Annotated in this window: 18 protein-coding genes; 8 read left to right on the plus strand and 10 right to left on the minus strand. The window is 69.6% G+C overall.

Annotation, left to right across the window (positions count from 1 at the left end; genetic code table 11):
* Positions 1-55 precede the first annotated feature (55 nt).
* Positions 56-361 (minus strand): amidase, encoded by a 306-nt coding sequence (locus ACWCPN_RS26275; protein ID WP_451210724.1) that lies wholly within the window; start codon positions 359-361, stop codon positions 56-58.
* A 200-nt stretch (positions 362-561) separates the two neighbouring features.
* Here ACWCPN_RS26275 and ACWCPN_RS26280 point away from each other — a divergent pair, with 200 nt between their 5' ends.
* On the plus strand, positions 562-867 hold the full coding sequence (locus tag ACWCPN_RS26280) for a hypothetical protein (protein WP_451210726.1): 306 nt from the start codon (positions 562-564) through the stop codon (positions 865-867).
* A gap of 217 nt (positions 868-1,084) precedes the next feature.
* On the opposite strand, the gene ACWCPN_RS26285 is transcribed toward ACWCPN_RS26280, so the two are convergent.
* The 6 genes from ACWCPN_RS26285 to ACWCPN_RS26310 all read right to left on the minus strand — a co-directional run bounded on the left by ACWCPN_RS26285 (position 1,085) and on the right by ACWCPN_RS26310 (position 7,304).
* On the minus strand, positions 1,085-3,178 hold the full coding sequence (locus ACWCPN_RS26285; RefSeq protein WP_451210728.1) for an Hsp70 family protein: 2,094 nt from the start codon (positions 3,176-3,178) through the stop codon (positions 1,085-1,087).
* On the minus strand, positions 3,175-3,816 hold the full coding sequence (locus tag ACWCPN_RS26290; protein WP_389301087.1) for a hypothetical protein: 642 nt from the start codon (positions 3,814-3,816) through the stop codon (positions 3,175-3,177). Before ACWCPN_RS26290 ends, ACWCPN_RS26285 begins: the two co-directional genes overlap by 4 nt.
* A 55-nt stretch (positions 3,817-3,871) precedes the next feature.
* Complete coding sequence (locus tag ACWCPN_RS26295) at positions 3,872-5,599, minus strand: hypothetical protein (RefSeq protein ID WP_451210731.1); 1,728 nt, start codon at positions 5,597-5,599, stop codon at positions 3,872-3,874.
* Positions 5,600-5,889: 290 nt separating this feature from the next.
* A complete protein-coding gene (locus ACWCPN_RS26300) occupies positions 5,890-6,198 on the minus strand; it encodes a hypothetical protein (RefSeq protein WP_451210734.1) in 309 nt (102 codons plus the stop codon).
* A gap of 85 nt (positions 6,199-6,283) precedes the next feature.
* A complete protein-coding gene (locus ACWCPN_RS26305; RefSeq protein ID WP_451210737.1) occupies positions 6,284-6,601 on the minus strand; it encodes a hypothetical protein in 318 nt (105 codons plus the stop codon).
* A 151-nt stretch (positions 6,602-6,752) separates the two neighbouring features.
* A complete protein-coding gene (locus tag ACWCPN_RS26310; protein ID WP_451210740.1) occupies positions 6,753-7,304 on the minus strand; it encodes a hypothetical protein in 552 nt (183 codons plus the stop codon).
* 216 nt (positions 7,305-7,520) lie between these two features.
* Between ACWCPN_RS26310 and ACWCPN_RS26315 the strand changes: the two genes are divergently transcribed.
* The 4 genes from ACWCPN_RS26315 to ACWCPN_RS26330 all read left to right on the plus strand — a co-directional run bounded on the left by ACWCPN_RS26315 (position 7,521) and on the right by ACWCPN_RS26330 (position 19,261).
* On the plus strand, positions 7,521-9,656 hold the full coding sequence (locus ACWCPN_RS26315; protein ID WP_451211038.1) for an N-6 DNA methylase: 2,136 nt from the start codon (positions 7,521-7,523) through the stop codon (positions 9,654-9,656).
* Positions 9,657-9,851: 195 nt separating this feature from the next.
* A complete protein-coding gene (locus tag ACWCPN_RS26320) occupies positions 9,852-11,123 on the plus strand; it encodes a serine/threonine-protein kinase (RefSeq protein ID WP_451210743.1) in 1,272 nt (423 codons plus the stop codon).
* Positions 11,124-11,244: 121 nt separating this feature from the next.
* On the plus strand, positions 11,245-14,148 hold the full coding sequence (locus tag ACWCPN_RS26325; protein ID WP_451210746.1) for a helicase-related protein: 2,904 nt from the start codon (positions 11,245-11,247) through the stop codon (positions 14,146-14,148).
* Between the two features lie 25 nt (positions 14,149-14,173).
* Positions 14,174-19,261: an Eco57I restriction-modification methylase domain-containing protein gene (locus tag ACWCPN_RS26330; protein ID WP_451210749.1), complete on the plus strand. Its 5,088-nt coding sequence runs from the start codon at positions 14,174-14,176 to the stop codon at positions 19,259-19,261.
* A gap of 116 nt (positions 19,262-19,377) precedes the next feature.
* Here ACWCPN_RS26330 and ACWCPN_RS26335 read toward each other — a convergent pair whose 3' ends face one another.
* Both ACWCPN_RS26335 and ACWCPN_RS26340 read right to left on the minus strand, forming a co-directional pair.
* Positions 19,378-19,584, minus strand: a complete 207-nt coding sequence (locus ACWCPN_RS26335; protein WP_451210752.1) for a DUF397 domain-containing protein — start codon at positions 19,582-19,584, stop codon at positions 19,378-19,380.
* Positions 19,581-20,399: a helix-turn-helix domain-containing protein gene (locus ACWCPN_RS26340; RefSeq protein ID WP_451210755.1), complete on the minus strand. Its 819-nt coding sequence runs from the start codon at positions 20,397-20,399 to the stop codon at positions 19,581-19,583. The genes ACWCPN_RS26335 and ACWCPN_RS26340 overlap by 4 nt, the downstream gene beginning before the upstream one ends.
* 353 nt (positions 20,400-20,752) lie before the next feature.
* Between ACWCPN_RS26340 and ACWCPN_RS26345 the strand changes: the two genes are divergently transcribed.
* The 3 genes from ACWCPN_RS26345 to ACWCPN_RS26355 all read left to right on the plus strand — a co-directional run bounded on the left by ACWCPN_RS26345 (position 20,753) and on the right by ACWCPN_RS26355 (position 24,383).
* A complete protein-coding gene (locus ACWCPN_RS26345; protein WP_451210758.1) occupies positions 20,753-22,339 on the plus strand; it encodes a restriction system modified-DNA reader domain-containing protein in 1,587 nt (528 codons plus the stop codon).
* Positions 22,340-22,666: 327 nt separating this feature from the next.
* On the plus strand, positions 22,667-23,803 hold the full coding sequence (locus ACWCPN_RS26350) for a hypothetical protein (RefSeq protein ID WP_451210761.1): 1,137 nt from the start codon (positions 22,667-22,669) through the stop codon (positions 23,801-23,803).
* A gap of 121 nt (positions 23,804-23,924) precedes the next feature.
* A complete protein-coding gene (locus ACWCPN_RS26355) occupies positions 23,925-24,383 on the plus strand; it encodes an ATP-binding protein (RefSeq protein ID WP_451210764.1) in 459 nt (152 codons plus the stop codon).
* Positions 24,384-24,425: 42 nt separating this feature from the next.
* Here the strand turns inward: ACWCPN_RS26355 and ACWCPN_RS26360 are convergent, their stop codons facing one another.
* On the minus strand, positions 24,426-24,920 hold the full coding sequence (locus ACWCPN_RS26360) for a hypothetical protein (protein WP_451210767.1): 495 nt from the start codon (positions 24,918-24,920) through the stop codon (positions 24,426-24,428).
* Positions 24,921-24,934: the final 14 nt, after the last annotated feature.

Genomic DNA, 24,934 nt, shown 5'->3' on the forward strand with positions numbered 1-24,934 from the left:
GAGGGATACGGTCGGTGACGACGCCCGGTTCACCGTCACCTCGACCGAAACCCATCTACTCCACCCCCGCGTCGAGCAGGCGCACCAGATCCCTGCGCCCGTACCCCAGCAGCGAGGCCCGGTGAGCGGCCATCAGCAACAGATGCCCCACGATCTGCGCCGCACAGCCGTTCTTGTCGTCACCGAGCCACTCCTGGGGCTTCTCGATGCCCATGTCGTTCAAGACCAGGCCGTGCTCACGGCGGATCTCCGCGACCGTACTCGCGACCGTGTCCAGCAGGGTCGTCCCCGGCCGCTCGCACCTGAGGGCGGAGCAGCCCCAGTCGACGGGTTCGCACCCCTCGGGCGGATGGGCCCGCATCCCCGCTTACGCCTCGTCCTTGAACCCGGCTCCTGCGAACTCGTCGCGGGCGAGGAAGAAGGGGTGGTAACCGGGCGGTGCGGGAGGCGGCGGTGGCGTGTACTCCCACCCCACGTCCTCGTGCAGCCGCCGCTTGGCCTCTTACCGCCGAACGCGCGAAAGCACCCATCAAGACACGTCCACCGATCTACGGTGATGCCATGACGTCGAAGCCGCTTCCCCGCCTCACTCCGACCGGCACCTGCTGGTGCGGCTGCGCCAAGCCGGTCGGAGCCGGTTCGTTCTTCGCCCCCGGTCACGACAAGGTGGCGGAGGCCGCGCTGCTGGCGGTCGAGTACGGTTCGTCCGTAGCCCAGTTGCTGCACGGACACGGATACGGCCCAGGTCACTCGGTGAGCGCCCGAGCCGTATCCGAGGGCGTGTGGCAGACATGCCCTTCGTGCAGCTACACGGGCGCGCCTGCCAGCATCGCGAACCACCTCAAGAAGAGCCATCCTGGGAGGTGAGGTTGCCGACCAGGTCGTAGCGGTACTTCCAGGAGTCGGTGAGCCAGACTTGGCCTCGCTCGCGTGGGAGGGTCGGCCCGCGCCGTCGTAGGTGCCTTGTTTCACCCGGCCGGGCAGTGCCGCAGCGAAGCAGTCCCGTCGGACGCTGCCGACGGCTGCCGCCTGCCGAAGTCCTCGGCAGGCGGCGTCGGGATTCGCACCGCGGCAGGTACGTTCCTCAGCGGCGACGCCCAGCGGCCAGAACGGAATTCGGCCTGCGTGGGTTGAACACCCAAAGACCCTGGGAGTGCGTGGCGCCCAGCACCCGGCCGGAATCCAGGAGCCAGGGGTTGGCCTTCTGGAAGGGCGCGAAGTTGTCGTTGGAGACGATCACTCCGCCGATCTCGTCCGCGATGCTGATGACGAGGGCGTCGCCCCGGCCCTCCGTTCCCGCCGGAGGCTGCACCACCGTACCGGCGGCTATCGCCTGTTCCACCAGCGGGCGTTCCTCGTCCGCGACATCGTGCCGGAGAGTGGCGTCGATGACGACGTGGATGTCCCGGTCGGCGTTCTTGAATCGGAGGGACTTGATGGCTGCCTGCAGCGCCTGGAAGCTGGGGCGCCCGCCGGCGGCACGTGGCGGACGACCGTTCCACGCGAGGTTGGACCCGTCCACCACCAGGGCCGCCGCCGGCTGTTTGCGAGCAGCCGCCGACTGGGCCATTGACGCAGGCGTGGGCCGGACCGCCGTCCCCGTGGCCGCACCGCCGGCTCGGTCCTCGGCCTCCGCGGTCGGCGCGGGCTGGGGATGGGTCGGGCGGGGAGCCTCGCGGCCCGTGGTGCGCAGCGAGAGGAGTTCCCGCAGTTCCTTCTCGATCTCCGGAGGGACGGTGCTGTCACCGAAGACCCTGACCTCGCCGTCGAGGAGCACCTCCCCGGTCTTCTGCAGGGTGGCCCGCACCGACAGCAGTCCTTCCTTGCTGTAGGTGTACTCCAGGTCGAACACGGCGTCCTCGGCCTGGGACCGCCGTGGGAAGTCCAGGGGCAGTTCGGTGAGCTTGACGTTGTCCGGGTGGTCAACGGGCCGGTCCGGGTCGCCTTCCCACACCTCGACGGTCAGTTTGGACACGCCGTCCCGCGACGGCTGGTAGCTCTTGACCCGCTGCTGCGGGAGGCGCTGGTTGCGGTCGATCAGTGCGCTGAACTCACGCTTGCCGTACTGGTCCTGAGTGATGGTGCCGAGCGCGTGCGTGTTCACGACGCGGATGATGCTCTTCAGCTCTCCGTCCATGGCGGCAGCACAGATGGCGGCCCCCTCGGCGACGGCGGTCATCGGGTGGCACAGGTCCGCGCCGACGAGTTCGCAGTCCAGTGCTTCGGCCACGGCGTCCCGCACGGCCGGGATCTGGCTGCTTCCGCCGATCATGAGCACGGCCTTCAGTTCGCTCGGGTCGATCCGCGCCTGGTCGAGGCATTCCTCCACCGGGTCGAGCGCACGGCTGATCAGGTCCTGGATCGCGGCGGAGAACTCGTCCTGGCCGATTTCCACGGCGGCCCCGTCCGGGGTGGTGATACGCACGTACTCCTGGGAGGACAGCAAAATCTTGTTGCGCTCGATGTCGAGGGCGAACTGCCGCTGCTCGGACTCCGACCACTTCCTGCGCGCGGGTGCCCGGTCGAGCACCATGCGGCGCAGCCGCGTGTCGATCTCCAGTCCGCCGAGCTGGTTGACGCCGCGGCTGGCCTTCTCGTCGAAGAATCCGCCCTCGTGCAGGAGCAGGGTGGCGTCCATGGTCCCGCCGCCCCAGTCGAAGACGAGGAACTCGCCGTCCTCCTCCATGGTGTGCGCGTAGGCGATGGCGGCGGCCGTCGGTTCGTTGAGCAGTGTCCTGACGGCGATACCCGCCGCCCGCGCGGCTTCCCGGGTGCGGAAGCGCGCCGCTCCCGTCGCGTTGGCGGGCACGGTGATCACGGCTTCACGGGTCTCCGTCGCGGCTTCCTCCTCGGCGGCCGCGGCCATGGACCGGAACACTCCGGCGGCCGCGGTGGTGGCGGCGAAGCGTCGTCCGCCGACCGTCACGAGCGGTTCCTCGCGCAGCAGTCGCTTGCACGCCTCGACCGCCTTCTCGGACCTCAGTTTGGCTTCCCAGCCGAACAGGGCTCCGGTGCGCAGGGAACTGGTGCCCACCACGGACGGGTAGAGCTTCTCGAAGCCCGGCCGCTCCCAGTCCGCGTCGAGCCCCCCTCCACCGAGTTCCAGGATCTCGACGTACTCGCCGTTCCACTGGGCGGCCACCGAGTTGGTGGTGCCGAAGTCGATGCCGGTCGTCACTCTTCCTCCCCCACTGCGGGTCGGGAGACCCGCCGCAGGTGACCGGCCAGGATGACCTTGCCGGTCACTTCGTCCACGTACGCCGGGCGCAGCACCTCGAACGCCTCGCCCTCGCCCTCGGTCACGACGAACCGGTCGCTCTCCTCCGGTTCGGTCATCCTGGTGATGCGCAGTTCCCGCAGGTGCTCCCGCAGGGCTCCGCCGAGCAGTTCGCCGCCGTCCGCCTTCCGTCCCCAGACGAGCGCGTCGATCTCCGCGAGCCGTCCGGCGAACTGCGCGCGGGTGCGGAACTCGTCGAGGACCGCCTTGCGCACGGCCACGTTCAGGGCGGTCGACGGCGTGGTTGCCCCGACGTTCGCGTCCGCGAGGGCCGCGGGCACCCGCTCGACGACTCCCTGGATGATGCTCTTGGCGTCGATGGGCTCGGGCGCGGTGCGCTGCTCCACGACGGGGGACGACTCGGCCGTCTCGCGGCGTTTCTCCCTGCGGCGCGCCCGCCCGCCGGGCTTGTGCGGCGGGGGCTTCTGCCCCGTGCCCTGTTGTACCTGTCCGCAGTGGGGACAGAGGCGGTGCAACCGCTGGTTCTTGGGCGGCTTCTTCACGGCGCTGCGCTGCGCCCTGATCCTCCGGGGTGCCATGACCTGGTTCTGCCTCGCTCACCATCGTGCGTCGTCAGGGGGAAAGCACCGTCAGTCAGCGGGTGGGCCGGTGACGGTCGAGATGCGGTGCGCTGCTGCGGAAGTCGTCGAGCAGTTCGACGGCCGCCGAGGCCCGGATGGATTCGAGGTCCGCACCGCTCGTCGGGCCGGTCCGGCGCGCGAGGGGTTCGAGTGGCGGCACCGGTCGCCTGGGCACGGCGTCGGGCCACTCGTAGCGGGCCGGGTCGAGCGGCACCTGGAAGAAGACGTCGAAGCCGGACTCGTGGCGCGCGGCCTCATGGATGCGGTCCTCGGCCCGGTTCAGCCGGGCCTGGGCCGCGTGGTCTCCGTCCCGCTCGTACTCGCGGAAGAGGTTCCTGCAGTGGCGGTCCCAGCCTTCCGCCCCGTGGTCCAGTCCGAGTTCGAGGAACGGGTTCGTCACCGGTTCCCGTTTGTTCCTGGTAGTCGCCCTCCAGGCGCGGACACGCGCGAGGTTGCGTTCCGCGACGGGGTCGCCGTGCTGCGCCGCCTGCTCCGCGTACGTCTCCGCGAGAGCCAGCTGCTCCCTCGCGCCGCGGTCGTCGGCGGTCCCCGCCGAGACGACTGCGGCGGCGTAGGCGGCGATGGTGTACGCCTCGTCCATGATGCGGGAGGGCAGCGCGGCGCCGCTCTTCCGGTCCCGGAACGACTCGGCCTGGCGGAGTGCCTCCTCCGGATCGCCGGACTTCAGCAGGTCGTAGGCCCGGTTGAGGGCGACCAGGGCGTAGAAGTCGCTGCGCCGCGGGTCGACGGGCGTGGTCGGCCGCCACAGCGCGGCCATCAGCTTCCACAGTCCCCGGTCGCGGATGGTGTCGCCGTCCCACTGCCCGACGAGCGCCCCGGACCTGAGGTTCCGCAACTGGATCTGCTGGGCACGTGGCAGGGCCGCGTCGAGAGCGTCGAGGGAGGACAGCTGGACGTCGATGACGACGTCGTACAGCAGGTCCCACACGTCCTCGGGCTCCCGCCGGGTGATCGTCTCGCCGGCCAGGAAGGCCCGGCGACGCCGCAGCGTCTCCCATCCGAGCCGCTCGGCCTGTCGCGGGCTGATCGAGCCGGGGTCGAGACGTGCCTGCAGGTACACCGCTTCCTGCTCGTCGCGAGCCGTCCACGGTGTGTCCTCGGGCAGCAGGCCACCGTGGTCCACGAGGTCGTCGAGGACCGACAGGGGTGCCCAGGGGAGCACTTGGGAAAGGAACGCGTTGGGCACGGGTATGGCGCCGCGGGTGGCGGCGGTGGCGAACAGGGAGAAGGCGGGGCCGCCCGAGACCGCGCGCGACCTTCCACCGGACAGTTCCTGACCGGGTGTGCTCGAGCACAGGATGCGGCAGCGCTCCAGCCCCGCCTCGTTCAGCCACCGCACCCCGGCCGCCCACAGGGCGCGCAGGTGGTGGAGTACGGCATCCGGTTCCAGGCCGGCCAGTCCCGCCCGTACCGTCGGCAACAGCGTTTCCCGGTCCGGTGCCCCCTCCAGCGCCTCCGCCAGGACAGCGCGCTGGTCCTCGGTCAGCGAGGGAGCCTGCGCGATGTCCTTCAGCACGTGCAGCACCGTGTCGACGGCTTCGCCGCCGTCGACACCGACCCAGCGCCATTTGCGCTGGACGAATCCGCTCGCGCCTGCCGCTCCGCCGTCGCGTCGGCGTTCGCGCGCGCGGGCCAGACGCTCCTTCTCGGCGGCTATGGCCGCACGGCGAGCGGCGACCGGGTCGATCATGTCGTACACGCCGACAGAGTAGCTGTGCACACGACCATTACATAGCCTTTACACGTATCGTATTTTCGCAGGTTGACGAGGTGTCTCGGCATCCGCGCGCAGCGGAGTCGCGGGCGCCGGAGCGGTCCGGCCGCCGGCCCTCTTCGCCTCGGGGCGCCGGTCGGTCGCGAGGTACTCCCCCGCGGGCAACCGCCGGGTGCCGCCCGTCAAGGCGCGGTGTCGGCCTTGGCGGTGTCGTTGACGTTGTTCAGACAGGCCTTCATGAAGAGGTCCCGATGGACGGTGCCGCCGTTGGGCTCCTGCGAGATCTGGGAGTACTCCTACGAGCAGGTGCTGTCGCTCGAGGTGTAGGTCGTGTTGCCGTCGTCGGTGTACACGCCACCGGAGATGACGCCGGCCGCGTAGGCGCCGAGCAGGGTGGAGCGGCCGAAGACGGGCTTGTCCACGGTCTTGGTGACGACCTTGGGCGGGCGGGTTTCGGCCTGCCGGGCACGGTGGTCGGCCGCGGCCGCCCGGCGGCGGGCGGCGGTCAGCGCCGAGTGGCTGCTGACGTGGTCCACGACGGCCGCGGTGACCGACAGGGCGGTCAACCCGCAGGCGGCGATGGCGATGACGTTGGCTCGGTTCACGGGTGTCCTTCGGGCGTGGGTCGAAGAGGAGGTGAGGCAGGAGGCGGCGGGCGGAGCGGGTCGCCCGCCGGCGTCCGGCGCGTGGTCACGCGCCGGGGCGGGTCTGCGCGTAGACCGTGAGGAACAGCTCCAGATCGGCGCGCTCGTCGGGGGACGCCCGACCGGAGGCGAGACGTGCCCGGACCTCACGGTGGGCGAGGCCCAGGTGGCCGCTGCGCTGCAGATGGCGCCACAGGAGGCGGAACGTCTGCTGGTGGTCGTAGAGGGTGGTCTCGTAGGACGCGGTGGTGATGTGGCGGGCCTGGACGAGCAGGGCCCGGAAGTGGTCCCGGTCGTCGCGCGCCGGCAGCCGCGCCAGGTGGCGGTGGTACACGGTCAGTTCGGGCTCGTCCGTCTCGGTCAAGCGGTTCTCCCCCAGGTGGATCCGGGAAATCGGGTCGGGCGGGAGCCGCCCGGGCAGGGGCGGTCGGACGCGACCGCGGCGGCGGTCGGCGAGTGGCGCTGGACGCGCTCCTCGCCTTCCCCCCGGACGTGGTCCCGCGTCTGCGCGCCTGTCAGCCGGCGTTCGTGTCCTTCCACTTGCCGCTGAAGATGTCCTTGCTGATCTCGCAGGAGGCGATGTTGTAGCCGCCCGACGCGGTGGACCGCGAGATGACCTTGCCGTTGACCTTCAGCCGGCAGGTGACGTGTCCGCCGCCCTGGAGCTGCGCGGTGATCGCGTAGTACTGAGGATTACGGAGCGCCTTGATCACTCTCATGGGCACCTTGCCCTGGGCGTTGGACCCGGCCGGGCCGTACTGGACGTCGGCGCCGCTGGTGCCGGTGACCTCGTAGGTGACGGTCTGCGGCTTCTTCCTGTGGGCCTCGGACTGCGGAGCAGCCGACTTGGCGCCGTGGTGCCCGTGCGACGGCGCAGCGGCCGGACCGTGGGCGGAGGGTGCGCTGCCGGACTTGCCGCCGCCGGCCACGGAGATCAGGCCTCCCAGGACCAGGACGGCGACGAAGCCGAGGCAGCCGGCACCGGCGCAGCCCTTGGCCTTGCTCTTCTTCTTCGGCGGTTCCGGGACCTGCGGGTAGGGCGGCTGGGCCCAAGGAGGCGTGGACATGAGTGGGTCCCCCCATGCGGTGCGACGAGAAACAGACAGACGTGAGCCAAGAAGGCGAATGCCGAGAGCACGGAATCCGCGGCCTGATGCACGCTTCCAACCGGAAGCAACATCAGAGAAGCACATGCTTGAAAGCATCGTCAAACAAGTTGACAGATTTGACGACTGCTATAGGTTGTTGCCGTGTCCACCACCCAGAGGCCCAGGACGACCGCCATGCCCCAGCCATCCGCTCAGGTGACGGCCGCCGAGATCTCCCGCATCGCGGGGGTCACGCGCGCCACCGTCAGCAACTGGCGCCGTCGGCACGACGACTTCCCGGCGCCCGCGGGCGGTACGGAGGCCAGCCCGCTGTACGACCTCCAGGCCGTGCGCGACTGGCTGGCCTCACGCGGTCACACCTCCGCGGCCACCCCGTCGGACGAGCTGCGGACGGCCCTCCGCCTGCACGCGCGGGCCGCCGGTGTCGGCACGTCGGACCTGCTGCTCCTCGTCCTCGCGGCGGCCGGCCGCACGGCCGACGAACTGACCGCCGCCGCCCGGCTGCCGGACGCGGACCTCGCCGCTCGCGCCGAGCACGACGCGGCGGGCGTAGCCGACGCCGTACCCGGCTCGGACACCGTCCGCTTCGAGGCGGCCGACGCGGAGGTCCTGCGTGCGCTGTACGCGTGCGTACAGGAGGAGGGCGGCCAGGCCACCCTGCGGGTGCTCGCGGAGCGGGAGCTGGAGGAGAGCGCGGCGAGCGGGGCCTACCGGACGCCGACCGAGCTCGCGGACCTTCTAGCGCGTCTGGTCCCCGGCCACCCGGACCGCGTCCTGGACCCGGCCTGCGGCAGCGGCTCCCTGCTCGCGGCCGCCGCCCGTCGCGGCGCCCGCGAGGTGTACGGCCAGGACGTGCTGCCCGTACAGGCTCAGCGGAGTGCGGTGAGCCTGATGCTGACGGCGCCGGACGCTAAGGTCACCGTGCGCGCCGGCGACAGCCTCCGCGCGGACGCGTTCCCCGACCTCCTCGCGGACGCGGTGCTCAGCAACCCGCCGTACGGTGTCCGGGACTGGGGCCACGACGAACTGGCGTACGACCCCCGCTGGGCATACGGCGTCCCGGCCCGCGCCGAGTCCGAGCTGGCCTGGATACAGCACGCCCTCGCCCACCTGACCCCCGGCGGCTGCGCGGCCCTGCTCCTGCCGCCCGCCACGGCGGCCCGTGCGTCCGGGCGCCGCGTACGGGCGGAGCTTGTACGCAGCGGCGCGCTGCGCGCGGTGATCGGACTGCCGGTCGGCGCGGCGGTTCCGCTGCACATCGGGCTCCAGATCTGGGTCCTGCAGCGGCCCGAACCGGGAGGCCAGGAGCGCAGGTCGGTGCTTTTCGTCGACGCGGCGCACGCGGAGACGGAAGCAGCGGGCGGCAGAGCGGCGGGCACGCGCACGCGCGGCGGGAGCCGCGCCTCCGCCCTGGACTGGGACCGGATCACGGCACGGGTCCTCGGCGCGTGGGAGGCGTTCGACAGCGACCCGGACGCGTTCGAAGGCGAGCCCGGGATCTCGGGAGCGGTCGGCTTGGTCGACCTCCTGGACGACGTGGTGGACCTGGCCCCGGCACGCCTCGTCCGCGCCTCGCGGGCCGAGGTCGACCCGGACCGGTTGTCCGCCGAGGTGGAGGCGACCCGCCGGAACCTCGTGCAGGCCGCACGGTCCCTCGGCGCGGCGGCGGGGTACGAGGACTGGAGCCCGGCCGGAGCCTCGGCCCGGCAGTGGCGTACGGCCACGACCTCGGACCTCACCCGCGGGGGCGCACTGACGCTGCTGCGGACGGTCCCGGACGGATCACGGGGACGCGCGGAACCCGGCGACGAAGGCCCGGCGGACCGCCCCGTCCTCACCCACGCCGACATCGCGGGCGGGTCGGGCCCGACCGGAGACCCGGCGGACCTGCGCACGGACACGGCTCCCGCGATCGCCCCGGGGGACGTGGTGGTACGGGCGATCGCAAGCGGGGGCGGGCCCATGGCCCGGGTGGCGGGCGAGGCGGAGGCCGGCGCACTGCTCGGCCCCCACCTGCACCTCTTGCGTCCGGACCAGGCACGCCTTGATCCCTGGTTCCTCGCCGGGTTCCTGGGCGCGGAGGACAACATCGCGGGTGCGTCGACCGGCAGTACGGTGCTCACGGTCACCCCCGGCCGGCTGCGCGTGCCGCTGCTGCCGCTGGAGGAGCAGCGACGGTACGGGGAGGCCTTCCGGCGCGTGCACGAGCTACTGGCGGAAGCGCGGCGGGCCACGCGGCTGGCGGAGGAGACCGTGACGCTGCTGTCGGGGGGCCTGACCGGCGGGCAGCTGCTGCCGTCCCGCGAGTAAGGGGGCACGGCAGCGCACCCGCGAGGGGGCGGCTCCGCACCCTGAGGACAGACCCTCACAGGTTCTTCACCGCGCGGGGTTGATATCTCCGTCCCGCATTCCTTGTACCTGACACCGGTCGTATCCACTACCGTGTCTTCACGCGCGCATCGTGGCTGATCAGATGCTCGCGAGAGACCGAATTCGAGGACACACGTGCAGATCACGCCGCTGAACCCCGAGGACCCCGGCTCGCTGGGCGACTTCGAGCTCCTCGGCCGTATCGGCCAGGGCGGCATGGGACAGGTCTTCCTCGGGGAGTCGCCCGGGGGTGAGCCCGCCGCGGTGAAGGTGATCAAGCCGGCGGTCGTGGACTCCCAGTCCCGCCTGCGGTTCGCCCAGGAGATCGAGGTCCTCAAGACCATCTGGGGTCCGCGCATCGCGGCGTTCCTGGGCGCCGACGCGGAGGCGGAGCGGCCCTGGCTGGCCACCGAGTACGTGGACGGCCCGGATCTCGCCCGTCACGTGGAGGCGCAGGGACCGCTGCCGTCCGTCCTCACGGCGGCGCTCGGCGCCGTCCTCGCCGAGGCGCTGTCCGCCGTGCACACGCAGGACCTGCTGCACCGGGACCTCAAACCGGCGAACGTCCTCCTCGGCCCCAACGGCCCGAAGATCATCGACTTCGGCCTGGCCGCCTTCACCGAGTCGCAGGTGTCGCTCACCGCACCCCACCAGGTGGTCGGAACCCCGGTCTGCATGGCCCCGGAGCAGGCGGCCGGCGAGAAGCCGCTGACGCCCGCCGTGGACGTCTACGCGCTCGGCGCGGTGCTGCTGTTCGCCGCGACCGGTCACTACCCGCACCAGGCGGCGACGCCGTACATGGTCTTCCACCTGGTCACCGACCCCGAGTCGGCCCCGGACCTCTCCGACGCGCCCGCCGACCTGGTGCCGCTGCTGAAGGACATGCTGGCCCACCGCGCGCAGGACCGTCCCTCGCTGGCCGAGGTGGTGCAGCGGTGCCGCGCGGTGATCGAGGCGCACGGCCTGAAGATCGCCCAGGCCCGCCGCCGGCTCACCGCCCACACCGCCCGGCAGCACGGCCCGGCCGCGCCGCCGTCCGGGCCGGCCCCCCGGACGGCGCCGCCGCCCACCGTGCCCTTCGAGAACCCTCCCGCGACGACCGCCCCGACGGCCCCGCAGGAGCCGGCGTCCTCTGCCGACGTGGAGGAACCGACTCCCACGCTCCCGGCGGAGCCCGTGCCGCACGAGCCGACAGCATCCCCGGCACCCGACGCCCCAGGTCACGGCGCCCCGGCGGACGGCACCCACGGGAGGCAGCCGGTACCGGGCCGTCCCCCGGAGCCGCCCCGGCACCGCCCGGAACCGGCGCGCACCCTGCGCCACTCCGTCCAGGCCCGCAGGACGGCGGAGCGCATCCGGGCCGCCTACGCGGCGGGAGCGGCCTTCGCACCGAGCCGGACCCCCTGACCGTGACACAGGCGTACGGCCTCCCCCGACCGGTGCCCGCACCGGCCGCACGGCGACACCGCCGCCGAGCCGGACGCGGTTCCACCCAGCCTTACGACATGACGACCCAGGAGGCACCCGAGTGACCGCCGACCTCACCACGGCCACCACGGCCCCCGCGGCGAGCGACCAGGACGCCCAGTTCCCGCCGGGTGCCCAGATCCTCGTGCGCGACGAGGTGTGGCTGGTGCGCAACGCGACGCGGACCGAGCACGACGGTGCCCGGATCGAGGCCGTGGGCGCCTCGGACTTCGTACGCGACCAGGAGGCGGTGTTCTTCACCGGGCTGGACCGGATCGAACTGCTCGACCCGCGCCGGACGCGCCTGGTGCGGGACGACTCGCCGAACTTCCGCCGCTCGCGCCTGTTCCTGGAGGCGGTGCTGCGCAAGACACCGCTGCCGCAGGCCGAGCGCGGCCTGGCGCTCGCCGACTCCTTCCTCCTGGACTCGCTCCCCTACCAGCAGCGCCCCGCCCAGCTCGCCCTGTCGGGCCGCAACCTGCGTCCCCGCATGCTCATCGCGGACGTCGTGGGCCTCGGCAAGACCCTGGAGATCGGCCTCACGCTCGCCGAGCTGATCCGCCGCGGCCGCGGCGAGCGCATCCTCGTCGTCACCCCGCAGCACGTGCTGGAGCAGTTCCAGCACGAGCTGTGGACGCGGTTCGCGATCCCGCTGGTGCGCCTCGACTCGGTGGGCATCGAGCGCATCCAGCGGGAGATCCCGGCCGGCCGGAACCCGTTCACGTACTTCAAACGCGTCATCGTCTCCATCGACACCCTGAAGAACACCGACCAGTACAAGCACCACTTGGAGCGGATCACCTGGGACGCGGTCGTCATCGACGAGTCCCACAACCTCATCAACAAAGGCTCCCTGCGCAACCAGCTCGCCCGCACCCTGGCCCCGCACACGGACGCCCTGCTGCTGGCCTCCGCCACCCCGCACAACGGCGACGCCCGCTCCTTCGCCGAGCTGATCTCCCTGCTCGACCCGGCGGCGATCCGCGACCCGGAGCACTACCGCGCCGAGGACATCAAGCACCTGTTCATCCGCCGCACCAAGGTCAGCCCCGAGGTGCGCGAGCAGATGAAGGGCCAGTGGGCGGACCGCGGCCCCTCCCGCTCGATCCGGATCACCGCCACCCCCGCCGAGGAGCGGATCTTCGAGGAGCTGGCCGCGGTGTGGCTGCCGTCCGACGGCTCGAAGTCGGTCAGCGACGTGCCCCTGTTCCCGTACACGCTGCTGAAGTCCTTCCTCTCCTCCCACGCGGCGCTGAAGGCCACGGTCAACACGCGCATCAGGACGCTGGAGAAGAAGAACGCCCCGGAGTCGACGTCCGCCGAACGCGCGGCCCTGCACCGGCTCCAGGAGCTGGCGTCGGACATGACGGAGGCGGACTCGGGCAAGTTCAAGGCCCTGCTGGAGCAGCTCCGCGAGATCGGGGTCGGCCCGAAGTCGGACACCCGGGTCGTCGTCTTCTCCGAGCGCGTGCAGACCCTGGAGTGGCTGGCCCGGACCGTGCCGCAGGCCCTCGGCTTCAGGGGGAAGGTAGCCGAGGAGGCGGCCCGGGTGATGCACGGCGGCCTGTCGGACGAGCAGCAGATGCAGTGCGTGGAGGACTTCGGCCTCGCGGACACGCCGGTACGCATCCTGTTCACCGGCGACGTCGCCTCCGAGGGCGTCAACCTGCACCGCCAGTGCCACCAGCTCATCCACTACGACGTGCCCTGGTCGCTCATCCGCATCGAGCAGCGCAACGGCCGCATCGACCGCTACGGGCAGGCGCACCAGCCGCAGTTCCGGGCGCTGATCCTCACCAGCTCCGTCGACGGCGCCAAGGACGACACCCTCGTCGCCGAGCGCCTGCTGGAGCGCGAGGCGCAGGCCCACCAGTCCCTGGGCACGGCGGAGGCGGTGTCCGGCCTGTACCGGGCGGAGGCGGAGGAGAAGTCCCTCATCCAGGACCTGCTGCGGGGCCGCACCGTGGACGAGTCCCTGGACACCGACCGCGCCGCCGACACCGGCGACGACGACGCCGTGGACGACTTCCTCGCCGACTTCTTCGGCCCCGTCAACGAGGAGCCGGAAGGGGACGACGCCGCGAGCGACGCGGGCGACGGGACCGGGTCGGTGCCCAGGGCGCACGTACCCCGGCTGTTCGCCTCCGCCCGCGAGTTCCTGGACGAGGCGCTGCGCGAGGTCTACCCGGACGCCCACGACCGGCTGGACCTGTCCGTCGACCCCGAGACGGGCCTGCTCTCCTTCGTCCCGCCCTCCGACCTGGTCCACCGCCTCAAGGGGCTGCCCCCGGACTACGTCCGCGAGCAGGGCCTGCGCGACCGTCTGAAGGTCACCTTCAACCGCCGGCTCGCCGACAGCAGCCTCACCCGCGCCCGCGCCTCGGCGACCTCCAGCTGGCCTGACATCTCCCTGCTGACCGACCTGCACCCGGTCATGGAGTGGCTCACGGACAAGGTCCTGGTCCGCCTGGACCGCCAGGAGGCGCCGGTGCTGACGGCCGACGTGCCGCGGCCCACGTACCTCGTCCAGGGCATCTACTCCAACGCGCTCGGCCGCCCGACCGTCGTCAAGTGGATGGCGGTCACCGCGGACGGCGAGGTCGACGACGACATGGTGGCGGTCCTGCGCGGCGCGAAGGTCGGCCCGACGATGGCCAACCCGGGCCTCGCCCACGACACGACCGGCCTGGCCGAGGCGATCCCCGGCGTCCTGGACACGGCGGAGGCGTTCCTGGAGCAGCGCCGCGAGGCGTGGGACGAACCGCTGCGGGCCCCCATCGAGGAGTACAAGACCCGCCTGGGCGCGTGGGAGCAGCCGACGCTGACGAGCGGTGGCGCCTCCGGGCCCACGGGCACGGTGACGGGCACCCGCGAACGCCTCGCCTCCCTCGCGGACTCCCTCCTCACCACCGGCCGCCCGATGCTGCGCCTGCTCGCCGTCCTCGCCCCGGCCCACGCCGCCTGACCGATCTCGCAGAGGTTCTTCGAAGATGACGTACGACAGCCTGGTCAACCGCGGCGACTACTTCTCCGCGCACTACCTCGCCGAGGTCCTCCCCAAGGACCTCAAGTCCGGTCTGCTCGCCGACTGGAAGCAGCGCGAGGAGGACGCGGCCGACGCCGAGCGCCCCGAGGGCGCGCTGCCGGTCACCCCGCGCGCGGGCCTGCGGGCGCTGCGCCGCCCCTACTTCGCGGCCCGCTCCTACTTCACGATGGACGAGGAGCGCGCGGCGACCGGCGACGACGCCGTGACCTACGACGCCCCCGGGTGGTGCGAGCGCGTGCACGCGCTGAACGCGGAGGTGCTGCACGCCCTCGGCTTCGACGCCAAGCCGGGCACGATCACCGTCGTCCGCGCCGACCAGTCGTACGAGGTGACGGTCGCGCACGCCGAGAAGGACCTCGTCGCGCTGGACTGCGGCTGGTCGGCCGAGCCGGACGACGCGCTGGACCCGGACGGCGCGGGACGCCTCCTGGCGGAGCTGCGCCTCGACGGCCGGCACACGATCAGCACGGGCTCCAAGCTGGCGTCCTTCCTGTTCGCCTGCGAGGACGCCCCGCGCTACGTCCTGCTGCTGGTCGGCGGCGTCGTCGTGCTCGCCGACCGGGCCGCATGGGGCGAGGGCCGGTACCTGGCGGTGTCGCTGGACATGGCGCTGGAGCGCAACGACACCAAGGTGGGCGGCGAACTCGACACGGTGGCCGCGCTGTTCGGCGCGGACTCGCTGCGCACGCCGGAGGAGGGCGGCGAGAACCCCCTCGCCTCTCTTCTCGACAAGTCGACGAAGCACGCGGTGGGCGTGTCGAGTGAGCTGCGGGACGGCCTGCGGCTGAGCGTCGAGCTGATCGCGAACGAGGTCCTGGACCGCCTGCGCGAGGCCGGCGTCCGCCCGGAGCAGGTGAAGGAACTCCCGGAACTGGGACGCCAGTTGACCCGAGAGTCGCTGCGCTACCTGTACCGCATCCTGTTCCTGCTGTACGCGGAGGCCCGCCCCGAGCTGGGCATCCTGCCCTCGGACTACCCCGAGTACCAGATGGGCTACGGCCTCGGCCGCCTCGGCGAGCTGATCGCCGAGCGTGACCTGGTGGACGAGAAGTCCCGCCAGGGCTTCTACCTGTACGAGTCGCTGGACCTGCTCTTCCGGAAGGTCCAGGAGGGTTACCGCCCGCGCCGCACCCACGGCGTCGACGCGGAGTCGGCGGAGGCCGTGACCGCGAAGACGTCCGAGGACCTGGGCCTGCGGTTCGAGCCCCTGCACTCCAAGCTGTTCGAGCCGGACGCGATCCGGCTGATCGGGCGGGACGCCGTGCCCGACCCCCGTGTGGACACCGAGGCCGAGGTTGTTACCGACGGCGGGGACCGCTTCGTCGACACCCGCCTGCGCAACGAGACGCTGTACCGGGTGCTGCGGCTGCTGATGCTGACACGCGGCAAGAGGCGCGAGCGCGGCGGCTTCATCTCGTACGCCCAGCTCGGCATCAACCAGCTCGGCGCGGTGTACGAGGGCCTGATGTCGTACTCGGGCTTCGTGGCGGGCGAGGAGCTGTACGAGGTCGCGAAGAACGGCGACCCGAAGGACGGCGCCTGGCTGATCCCGGCCACCAAGGCCGACGAGTACCCCGACGAGGTGTTCGTCCGGCACAAGGACGAGGACACGGGCGTGGAGGAGCGCGTGCGGTACGCGCCGGGTGCGTTCGTGTACCGCCTGTCGGGGCGTGACCGCCAGACGTCGGCGTCGTACTACACGCCGGAATCCCTGACCCGCGTGACGGTCCAGCTCGCGTTGCAGCACCGCCTGGACCAGGACGACACGGTGACCGAGGCGCGGGAACTGCTGGACTGGAAGATCTGCGAGCCGGCGCTCGGCTCGGGCGCGTTCCTCAACGAGGCGATCAACCAGGTCGCGGCGGAGTACCTGCGGCGCCGCCAGGACGAGCTGGGCGTCGCCATCGACACGGAGAAGTACGCGGTCGAGCTGCAGAAGGCCAAGGCGTACATCGCGCTGCACAACTCCTACGGCGTCGACCTCAACAACACGGCCGTGGAGCTGGCGGAGGTGTCGCTGTGGCTGAACACGATGCATCCGGGGATGGAGGCGCCGTGGTTCGGGTTGCACCTGCGGCGCGGCAACTCGCTGATCGGCGGGCGCCGGGAGGTGTACTCCGCCGAGCGCCTGAAGAAGGGCGGCTGGCTGGGCACGACTCCGGAGCGGTTCCCGTTGTCGGAGGCGCTGGCGGGGGCGCCGCTGCCTGAGGGAGCGGTGCACCACTTCCTGCTTCCGGCGAAGGAGTGGGGCGCGGTCGCGGCCGAGAAGGAGGCGAAGGCGCTGGCTCCGGCGGAGTCGAAGGCGCTGGCTGCCTGGCGGAAGGCGATCACCAAGTCTCCGAGTGCCACGCAAACCAAGCGGCTTCAGGGGCTGGCCCGGCGGGCGGAGTACCTGTGGGGGCTGGTCGTGCGCCGGCTGGAGATTTCGGAGCGGGAGATCTCGCGGCGGATCGATGTGTGGGGGGCGGAGGACGGGTGGCTGCGGTCGCCTGAGGTTGCGGTGCCGAGGGAGAAGGTCAAGGCCGACCTGGAGGCCGTCGACACCCCGTACTGGCGCCTGAAGACGCTGATGGACGCGTGGTGCGCGCTGTGGTTCTGGCCGGTGCAGGAGGCTGCGCTGCTGGACGGTTCCCATGAGGCGTATGTGCGGGCGGCGGAGGTTGCCTCGCAGTCGGGTGAGTGGGTCGTGTCGACGACCCCGGCTCCGGTTCCGGCCCAGCCGAGTGCGCCTGCGCGGGAAACGTATGAGAGGGAGGACCTTCTCGGCAGGGTTGAGGTCGTCGAGATCAAGTCGAAGAGCACGCGGAGCGGTAGCCGTAAGGAGCAGATCCGAGGCGAGCGCCGCCCGGTGATCCCGCTGGCCTCGCTGGACGACTGGCTGGACTTCGCCGAGTCGTTGTTGGGTACGCAGGACGTGGCTGCGGACTCGCTGGTGGCCCAGTTCGACACGCTGGACGAACTGGAGCGGTACGAGGACGAACTGCCCGAGTGGATGGGCATGGAGCGTTTCTACTCGCTGGAGTCGCGGTATCCGTGGGCGGGGTTTGCGCGGGATGTGGCTCAGCAGCAGAAGTTTTTCCATTGGGAGTTGGAATTCGGGCATGTATTCTCACAAGGCGGGTATGACTTGCAGGTGGGTAATCCACCTTGGGTTCGGCCGGACTGGCAGGAGGATGCAGTGCTGGCCGAGCTGGAACCATGGTTCAAGTTGAGCGATAAGCCAAGTGCGGAGGAGTGGCAACTCCGAAAGAACGAGACGTTCAGCATTCACAATCACAGCATCGACTTCTACTTGAGTGAACGAACCAGCGTCACTGGTATGGCCACAATACTCGGCTCGCTCTCCACTTACCCTCTAATCAACGAGACACGCCCGGACCTTTATCGGGCATTCATCTGTCGCGTTTGGGATCATGCGAGCATGGCAGGCATTTCTGCCCTTATCCACATGGATTCACACATGAACGGCGTGAAGGATGGGAAGCTACGCGAGGCCGCCTACCGCCACCTCCGAGTTCATGGACACTTCTCAAACAAGCGTAAGCTATTCGAGGAGGTGAAAGACGAGAAGTTCTTCAGTATCAATGTCTACGGCCACCCTCAGGAGCCGTCATTTATTCACGCCTCATGGCTATACGCACCACAAACTCTGCTGGACTCATTTAGCCACGACGACACAGGCCCTCTGCCAGGCCTTAAGCACGAGGGAACCTGGGACGTCCGACCACATCGCCGACGTCTCGTCCGCGTTGATACAGATCAACTCACCATCTGGAACCGCCTAGCAGCAGATGACGAGATTAATAATGCAGCCGCATCACTGCTTTATCCAGTGACCACCGATGAGCAGGCAGCTATCATTAGTCTCACAGAGTGGCCTGACCGATTGGGAGCGCACGGGTCGAGACAACCCAGCGGCGGCTTCAACGAAACTAACGCCAAGAGGGACGGTCTGATCCGCTGGGCTACGCAAGATATAAGCGCTGTGACTGACTTGATCCTACAAGGGTCACATTTTCAACTAGCCACGCCGATCGCCAAACAACCAAATAATCCTTGCCGCAACAAGGACGATTTCGCCGCCTATGATTTGACTCGCCTGCCTGAGGACACGATCCAGCGGACCAACTATGTGCGCGCATCGAAGGAATCAGAATATCTCGCCGCACAGACTGCATGGGAGGGGAAACGCTACACAGAATTCTTCCGGCTTGCATGGCGTCGCATGACTCCCCTCACCAGCGAGCGCTCTCTAATTCCAGTCATCATTCCACCTGGGCCTGCACACGTTTCAGTAGTGCATTCCCTGGCGTTGACGACTAATCAACAGACCGTGCTGCAGGCGGGCTTTTGGTCCTCACTCCCACTGGACTATCTTCTACGCATCACAGGTCGTGAAACGGTAAGGGCTGCCGAGGCTGTCCGCATGCCTTTCGCGGACGCTCGTCACCCTCTGGCCTCCGCTCTGACCCTGCGGACCCTCCGCCTGAACTGCCTCACGAACCACTACGCCGACATCTGGGCAGAACTATTCGATCCTCGATGGGCGGGTAACGAGGATTGGGCGAATAGTGAGTGGCACGCCCTCAACCCCCTGGCCTTCGGACTGACGCCTGTCTGGGATCACCACACCCCACTACGCACTGAGCACGAACGCCGTGCCGCACTCGTTGAGCTAGACGCCCTCGTCGCCGTTTGGCTTGGCCTCACGGCCGACCAACTTGTCGCGCTTTATCTTGCTCGCTTTCCAAAAGTAGTCGAGCGAGAAGCTGAGATGTATTTTGACGCCACAGGTCGTCGTGTTGCCAACAACAGCTTTGCCTACGGATACGGTCAAGGCCGAACGGATTACGCCGACCTCATGGCTCACTTGAAGAGCCCTAAAACCCCACCCCCCGCAGGTTACAAGGCCCCCTTCTACAAGGCGGACCGTGAGGCCGAGATGCGAGCCGCGCACGCGCACTTCCAGGCTCGCTTGGACCAGGAGATCGCCGCTGGCCGCTGGACCCAACCTGGGAGCCATGTGGCCTGAGTGCCGTTCCTCATAGCGAAGGTGGGCGCTTCCTTGAGAGAAGCGCCCACCTTGCCGGCCGTCGTTACGTTTCCGGAACCTCGACCTTGGTTGACTGGTTCACAGCGGCAACAATCTCACATCGCCGCAAGCAACGCCGACCACGCCGCTGAGCCGACTTTCAGCACAGGCCCACCCTGCGCCACCTGCTTCGAGTCACGCACATGGACAGCAGTAGCCTCCAGAGCAACCTCAACGCACTCACCGCCCGCGCCACTGCTGTAGCTACTAGTGAACCAATGCAGTTCCAAGCGAGGCTGTCGGCTCGCGTCTTCCGTGTTCATAGGTCTCCCAACAGCTTCTGAACGTAGGCCAGTGATTCCGAAGGCGTGAGGCCCTGAGCGCGCAGGATGCCGTACCGCTCCTCGAACCCCCGGACCACCGGCCGCTCACTGTAGAGGTGACTGTGCTCGTTCACCTCCACATAGGCGATCCTCTGGGCGTCGCCCGTCTCCATCAAGGTGAACGGGCCTCCCATTCCGGCATGTTGCCGCCGGTCGGTCGGCATGACCTGGATCTCGACGTTGCGCTGCTGGCCGTACAGAAGGATCTGTTCCAGTTGAGCCCGCATCACCGCGCTCCCACCCAACGGCCGACGCAGAGTGCTCTCCTCGATGACGAAGCTGATCGTCGGCATGGGGCGGCGCGAGAACAACTCCTGGCGAACCAGCCGAGCAGCTACGCGCTGGTTCACGGTCTCCTCGTCCAGGAGGGGTCGCCACATCTCAAATACCACCCGCGCGTACTCCTCGACCTGCAACAACCCCGGCACAGCCTGGTTGGCATAAACATGCAGCTCAACCGCCTCCGCCTCCAGCTTCGCCGCATCCCGGAAGAACGCCGGATACCGCGCCCGCGCCACCTCCTCCTTCATCACCGTCAGCAGCCCGCCGGCCTCCAGCACAGCATCCGCGCGGTCGATGAACTCCGGCCTCGGGATGCGCCGCCCCAGCTCCACCGACGTAACCATGTCCTCGCCGTAGCCGAGCTGCGTGCCCAACTCCGCCCGCGTCAGCCCCCGGTTCGTCCTCAGCAGCCGTAACTGCTGCCCGAAGCACCGGAGGATGCCCGCCTCGCTCTCACCACCATGAGCAGTCACCGGAGACCTCTCACCTCACCCCGTACACAGGCGCCCGCACCGCAGCCCGCCGCAAGCACCACACCCACCGTCACCTACGGCTCACTGTAGGGATGCGCCGCGCAGCTGTCCCGCCGCTCGCAGCCAAGTCCCCCGTACCGCGTACGAGCGTCCGTCCCCCATGTACAGCACCTCCCTGTACGCCCTCACCCGCGTGACGCACCACGGCACCGGTCGCCGACCGACACGCTAAGGTTCCGCCTCAAGGGGAGGACAGAGCGGCCGTTGTACCGCTCGCCGAATCAAAGACGGCTGAGGGGTGCCCGCACCCCTCAGCTCAGCCGGCCGCGTGAAAAGCCTGGGGAGAACGCGCCATGACAGACGCTCCAATGCACGCTGCCGGCACCCACACGGACGAAGCCGACCGGAAGGTCGTCGAGCAGGAGCAGGACGAGATCGGGAACTTCGTCATGGGGCTGAGCGCTGATGGCATCAAGCGGGCAACTGGTTCACCAAGCTCGCCGGTGAAGAGACGAGGGAACATGACCGAACCGCACCAGAGTCTGGGCGGCGAGGAGCCGTCCCGGGCCAGCTACCTGCTCGATGGCCGCCGGGTCCAGATCTCCGACTTGCTGCGGCATGGGCTGCTCAAGGAGGGGGATACCCTGACCTTCAATCGGCCGCAGATCGGCGCCAGTTACGAGGCCACGGTCACCGCCAAGGGCTGGCTCCGCCTCGAGAACGGCGAAGAAGCGCGCTCCCCCTCCCGGGCCGCTTACATAGCCGCAGGCGGGGGCGCCTTCGCCGGCTGGCACGCCTGGGTGCTGAGTGACGGCCGTTCTCTCTCCCGGCTACGGCAGCAACTGTTGGACATGTCGGCCTCTGAGGTCAACGCCCACGGCAGGGAGCACTCGACGCCCAGATTGTTCCTGTCGCCCGCCGAGCGGCACGACCGACTCAAGGCGGCCGCGGAACTGGCGGAGGCGGGCCAACCGCAGTCGATGTCCGTGCAGGAACTGCTGAGCTGGTGGGGGGCGACAGGACGCGGCGCGGTCAACGACCATATCGAGGCGGAACTCGCCAACCACGGCATGGTCACCTCACCGGGCTTCGACAAGGTGCCGCTCACCACGACCGTGCGACTGGTGAAAGAGGCCGCTGAAGAGGAGAAGGACGTCGACTCAGCCCCGGAGTCCCCCTTCAGGATGCTGACCGGCCTGCCCGCGGATGCCGCGTCGCCGGAGACAGGGCTGACCGTGGGCACGCTTCCCTCGGCGCTCGGGGACGCCGTGGTGAGCGTGAAGCCGACCGCCACCTTCGAGGAGGCGATCACGCTGATGACCCTCTATGACTTCTCGCAGCTTCCCGTACTCACCAGCCCTCATAACCTGCGTGGTGCGGTCTCCTGGAAGTCCATTGCGAGGGCCTGGCACGCCGACCCAGACGCACCGTTCTCCCACGCCGTAGTGGAGCCCCACGTCGTCCGCTACGACCATGACCTGATAGACGTCCTTCCCATGCTGGCCGAGTCGGACTTCGTACTCGTGAAGGACCAGCAGAACAAGATCGCCGGTATCGTCACAGCGGCCGATGTCGCCCAGGCCTACGGAGACCTCGCTAGCCACTTCCTGATAATCGGCGAGATGGACCGCAGGCTGCGGCAGATCATCGCGGGAACCTTCACGCTTGAGGAGGTCAGCGCCCTATGCGATCCGGATGAAGAACGTGTCACCTCCTTCGGTGATCTCACGGTGGGCGACTACCAGCGCGTACTCGAAAATCCTGAGCGCTGGGAGCAGTTGGGCTGGCGTCTCCACCGGAAGACGTTCATCGACTGGCTGGAGGAGGTCCGGAAGATCCGCAACAACGTCATGCACTTCAACAGCAGCGACCCGCTGCCAAAGGCAGACGTGGACAAAATTCGTAATCTCAACAAGCTCCTGCGTGATTACGGGGAGTAGCTGTAGTCGGCGTTCATGGCTCCCGGCATCCTCTCGAAGAGCCCCAGCGACTCGCATGGAGTCAGAACCGGAGCACGCAGCTCACGCCCAGATTCCCCCATGCCACGTACGAGCGTTTGCCCGCCCCCGGTACAGCACCCCCTGCACACCCTCACCCGCGTAACGCACCACGGCACCGCTCGCCGACCGACACGCTAGGGTTGCGCCCCAACGGGATTAATGGGAACGGGCGTTGTACCGCTCGCCGAATCAACGCGCGGAGACGGCAGCAGGGGTGCCCGCACCCACAGGCCAGCCGACCGCGAAACAGTCTGGGGGGAACGCGCCATGACAGACGCTCCGACGCACGCTGCCGACACCGACACGGACGAAGCCGACGACACTGCCGACCGGAAGGTCGTCGAGCAGGAGCAGGACGAGATCAGGGGCTTCGTCAAGGGTCTGAGCGCTGACGACATCAAGTCGGGCAACTGGTTCACCAAGCTCGCCGCCCACGCCATGAACTCGTACACCCAGAAGGTCGACTGGCAGTACTTCCAGGACCGGTACGCGGGCGTGCCCGCGGACGCCATCGTCGATCAGCGGATCAAGATGGCAGCCCGGTACGCCGCGCTCGAAGGCGGGCTCTCCGCCGGGGCCTACACGGCGACCGTCGCCGCCACCATCGGCAGCCTCGGCGGTGCCTCACCGGCGACCGTCCCCGCTGCCGTGGCGACCATGATGGTCGACGTCGCGTTCACCACCCAGCTCCAGCTCCGCCTGGCCTACGACATCTCCGTCCTCTACCGGATCCCGCTCGACGTGCACGACCCCGAGGACCTGTGGAAGCTCATCCGCGTGGCCTTCACGATCAAGAGCGGGGAAGCGGCCCGTGAGGGTGTCGCCAAGGCGGTCCCGGCCCTCGTGCGGCCGTTGGTCAAGCGCTTCTACTCAGGATCGGCGATCACCGCCGGGAAGGCGCTCCCCGTCGTCGGGAAGCACCTCCTGCAGCGCAACGTCATCAAGATCGGCATCCCACTCGTCGGCGTCCCCCTCGCCGTCCTGCTGAACCGCTACACCACGCTCCTCGCCGGCCGGCACGCGCGGGCCGTGTTCCGGAACGAGGCGCGGGTGATCGAGATCGCCGGGGGAATCTGCGAGCGCAGTCGCCACCCGCAGTTGCTGCTGTGGGTCGCGTGGCTCGTGCTCAGGGCGAACGCGAAGGCCAAGATCGCGGACGACGAGGCGCTGCTGATGCGGCATCTCGTGCGGCTGGTCCGGGAGCGGCACGAGGTGGTCGACGAGAGGCTGGCGAGCGTCGTCGACATCGACCCCGCCGAGGTGTGGAAGCGCGTGGACGCCGAGCCGGGTGATCTCGGTGACGTCCTCGACGCGGCGGAGCGCGTGGCCACCGTGGACGGTGACGTCAACTCCCGTGAGAAGGCCATCCTCGCGGAGCTTCGGGAGCGGTGCCACCGCGGCTGACGCCGTCGTGCGGCACCGCCCGCACGCCACTCCCCCGGTGCGGCCCAACGCCGTGTACAGCGCACGGCCGTACAGGCGTCGCTCCTGGTGACACGCCCGATACGGCCGCGACGCTGGCCGCATGCACACGACGCTCTTCCCTCTCCCCGGCCCCACGGGGACGAACGAGTTCGCGATGGCGTTCACGTCCACCCCGCGGGGCGCCCGCCTGGCCCGGCGGTTCGTCTCGCACTGCCTGGACGCCTGGGGCCACCCCTACGACAGCGAGGTCAACGAAGCGCTGACGCTGATCACCGCCGAGTTGAGCGCGAACGCCGTACGGCACGGCCGGGTTCCGGGGCGGGACTTCCACGTGCGGCTGACCACCGAGGTCGGGGGTGAACTCCGCCTGGAGGTCTCGGACACCCGCGCCGAACGCCGGCCCGTCGTCACGGCCGCCGGGGACCTTGACGCCGAGTCCGGTCGTGGCCTGCTCCTCGTCACGGCCCTGGCCGACGACTGGGGCGTCACCGACCGCCGCCACGGCCCCGGCAAGACCGTGTGGGCGTCCGTGAGAACAACCCAGACCACTCCCGGGTGAGCACGTCGAACGGCTTACACCGTCCTGAAGGTCGAGCCGTGGTCAGCCGTGCTCTTCGTACCGGTAGTTGTAATAGTCCTTACCGCCCACCAGTACCGACGTGACGTACCTCGGCAGGCCGTCGGCGTCCCGTTCCACCTCCTGGGAGGTCTGCCGGGTGAAGCCCAGCGAGACCCCCGGGATCACCGGGTACTCGGGCTCCGAGGTGTCGACCGTCCAGCCCCGCTCGGTGGCGCGCCGGAAGAGGTCCGCGGCCGGGGTGGTGAACACCTCGTCCCCTTCGAGCAGGACGCGCGTGCTGGACGTGCGGCCCTCGCCGGGCCACCACAGCTCGACCGCGGTGACCTGGGTTCCGCCCTCGGCCAGGGCCTGTACGCCGACGTGGTCGAGGGTCCAGGACGCCTTCGCGGAGTTCCGGCTCGGGCGCCGCAGCACGCGGGGCTCGCCCCAGCCGGACGCCGCGGCGACCGCCTCGTCGAGCGTCATGCCCAGCAGGATCGGCGCGACTCCGCGCGGCGGGTCGAGTACCAGATCCATTGCCTACCCCTCGC

Source organism: Streptomyces sp. NPDC002386 (assembly GCF_053593175.1).

What these genes read in the sequence shown, in the direction of transcription:
- ACWCPN_RS26280 (WP_451210726.1), top strand. Translation starts at nt 562, where the DNA reads ATGACGTCGAAGCCGCTTCCCCGCCTCACTCCGACCGGCACCTGCTGG.
- ACWCPN_RS26290 (WP_389301087.1), bottom strand. Translation starts at nt 3,816, where the DNA reads ATGGCACCCCGGAGGATCAGGGCGCAGCGCAGCGCCGTGAAGAAGCCG.
- ACWCPN_RS26345 (WP_451210758.1), top strand. Translation starts at nt 20,753, where the DNA reads ATGACAGACGCTCCAATGCACGCTGCCGGCACCCACACGGACGAAGCC.
- ACWCPN_RS26330 (WP_451210749.1), top strand. Translation starts at nt 14,174, where the DNA reads ATGACGTACGACAGCCTGGTCAACCGCGGCGACTACTTCTCCGCGCAC.
- ACWCPN_RS26275 (WP_451210724.1), bottom strand. Translation starts at nt 361, where the DNA reads ATGCGGGCCCATCCGCCCGAGGGGTGCGAACCCGTCGACTGGGGCTGC.
- ACWCPN_RS26315 (WP_451211038.1), top strand. Translation starts at nt 7,521, where the DNA reads ATGCCCCAGCCATCCGCTCAGGTGACGGCCGCCGAGATCTCCCGCATC.
- ACWCPN_RS26335 (WP_451210752.1), bottom strand. Translation starts at nt 19,584, where the DNA reads ATGAACACGGAAGACGCGAGCCGACAGCCTCGCTTGGAACTGCATTGG.
- ACWCPN_RS26360 (WP_451210767.1), bottom strand. Translation starts at nt 24,920, where the DNA reads ATGGATCTGGTACTCGACCCGCCGCGCGGAGTCGCGCCGATCCTGCTG.
- ACWCPN_RS26350 (WP_451210761.1), top strand. Translation starts at nt 22,667, where the DNA reads ATGACAGACGCTCCGACGCACGCTGCCGACACCGACACGGACGAAGCC.
- ACWCPN_RS26310 (WP_451210740.1), bottom strand. Translation starts at nt 7,304, where the DNA reads ATGTCCACGCCTCCTTGGGCCCAGCCGCCCTACCCGCAGGTCCCGGAA.
- ACWCPN_RS26355 (WP_451210764.1), top strand. Translation starts at nt 23,925, where the DNA reads ATGCACACGACGCTCTTCCCTCTCCCCGGCCCCACGGGGACGAACGAG.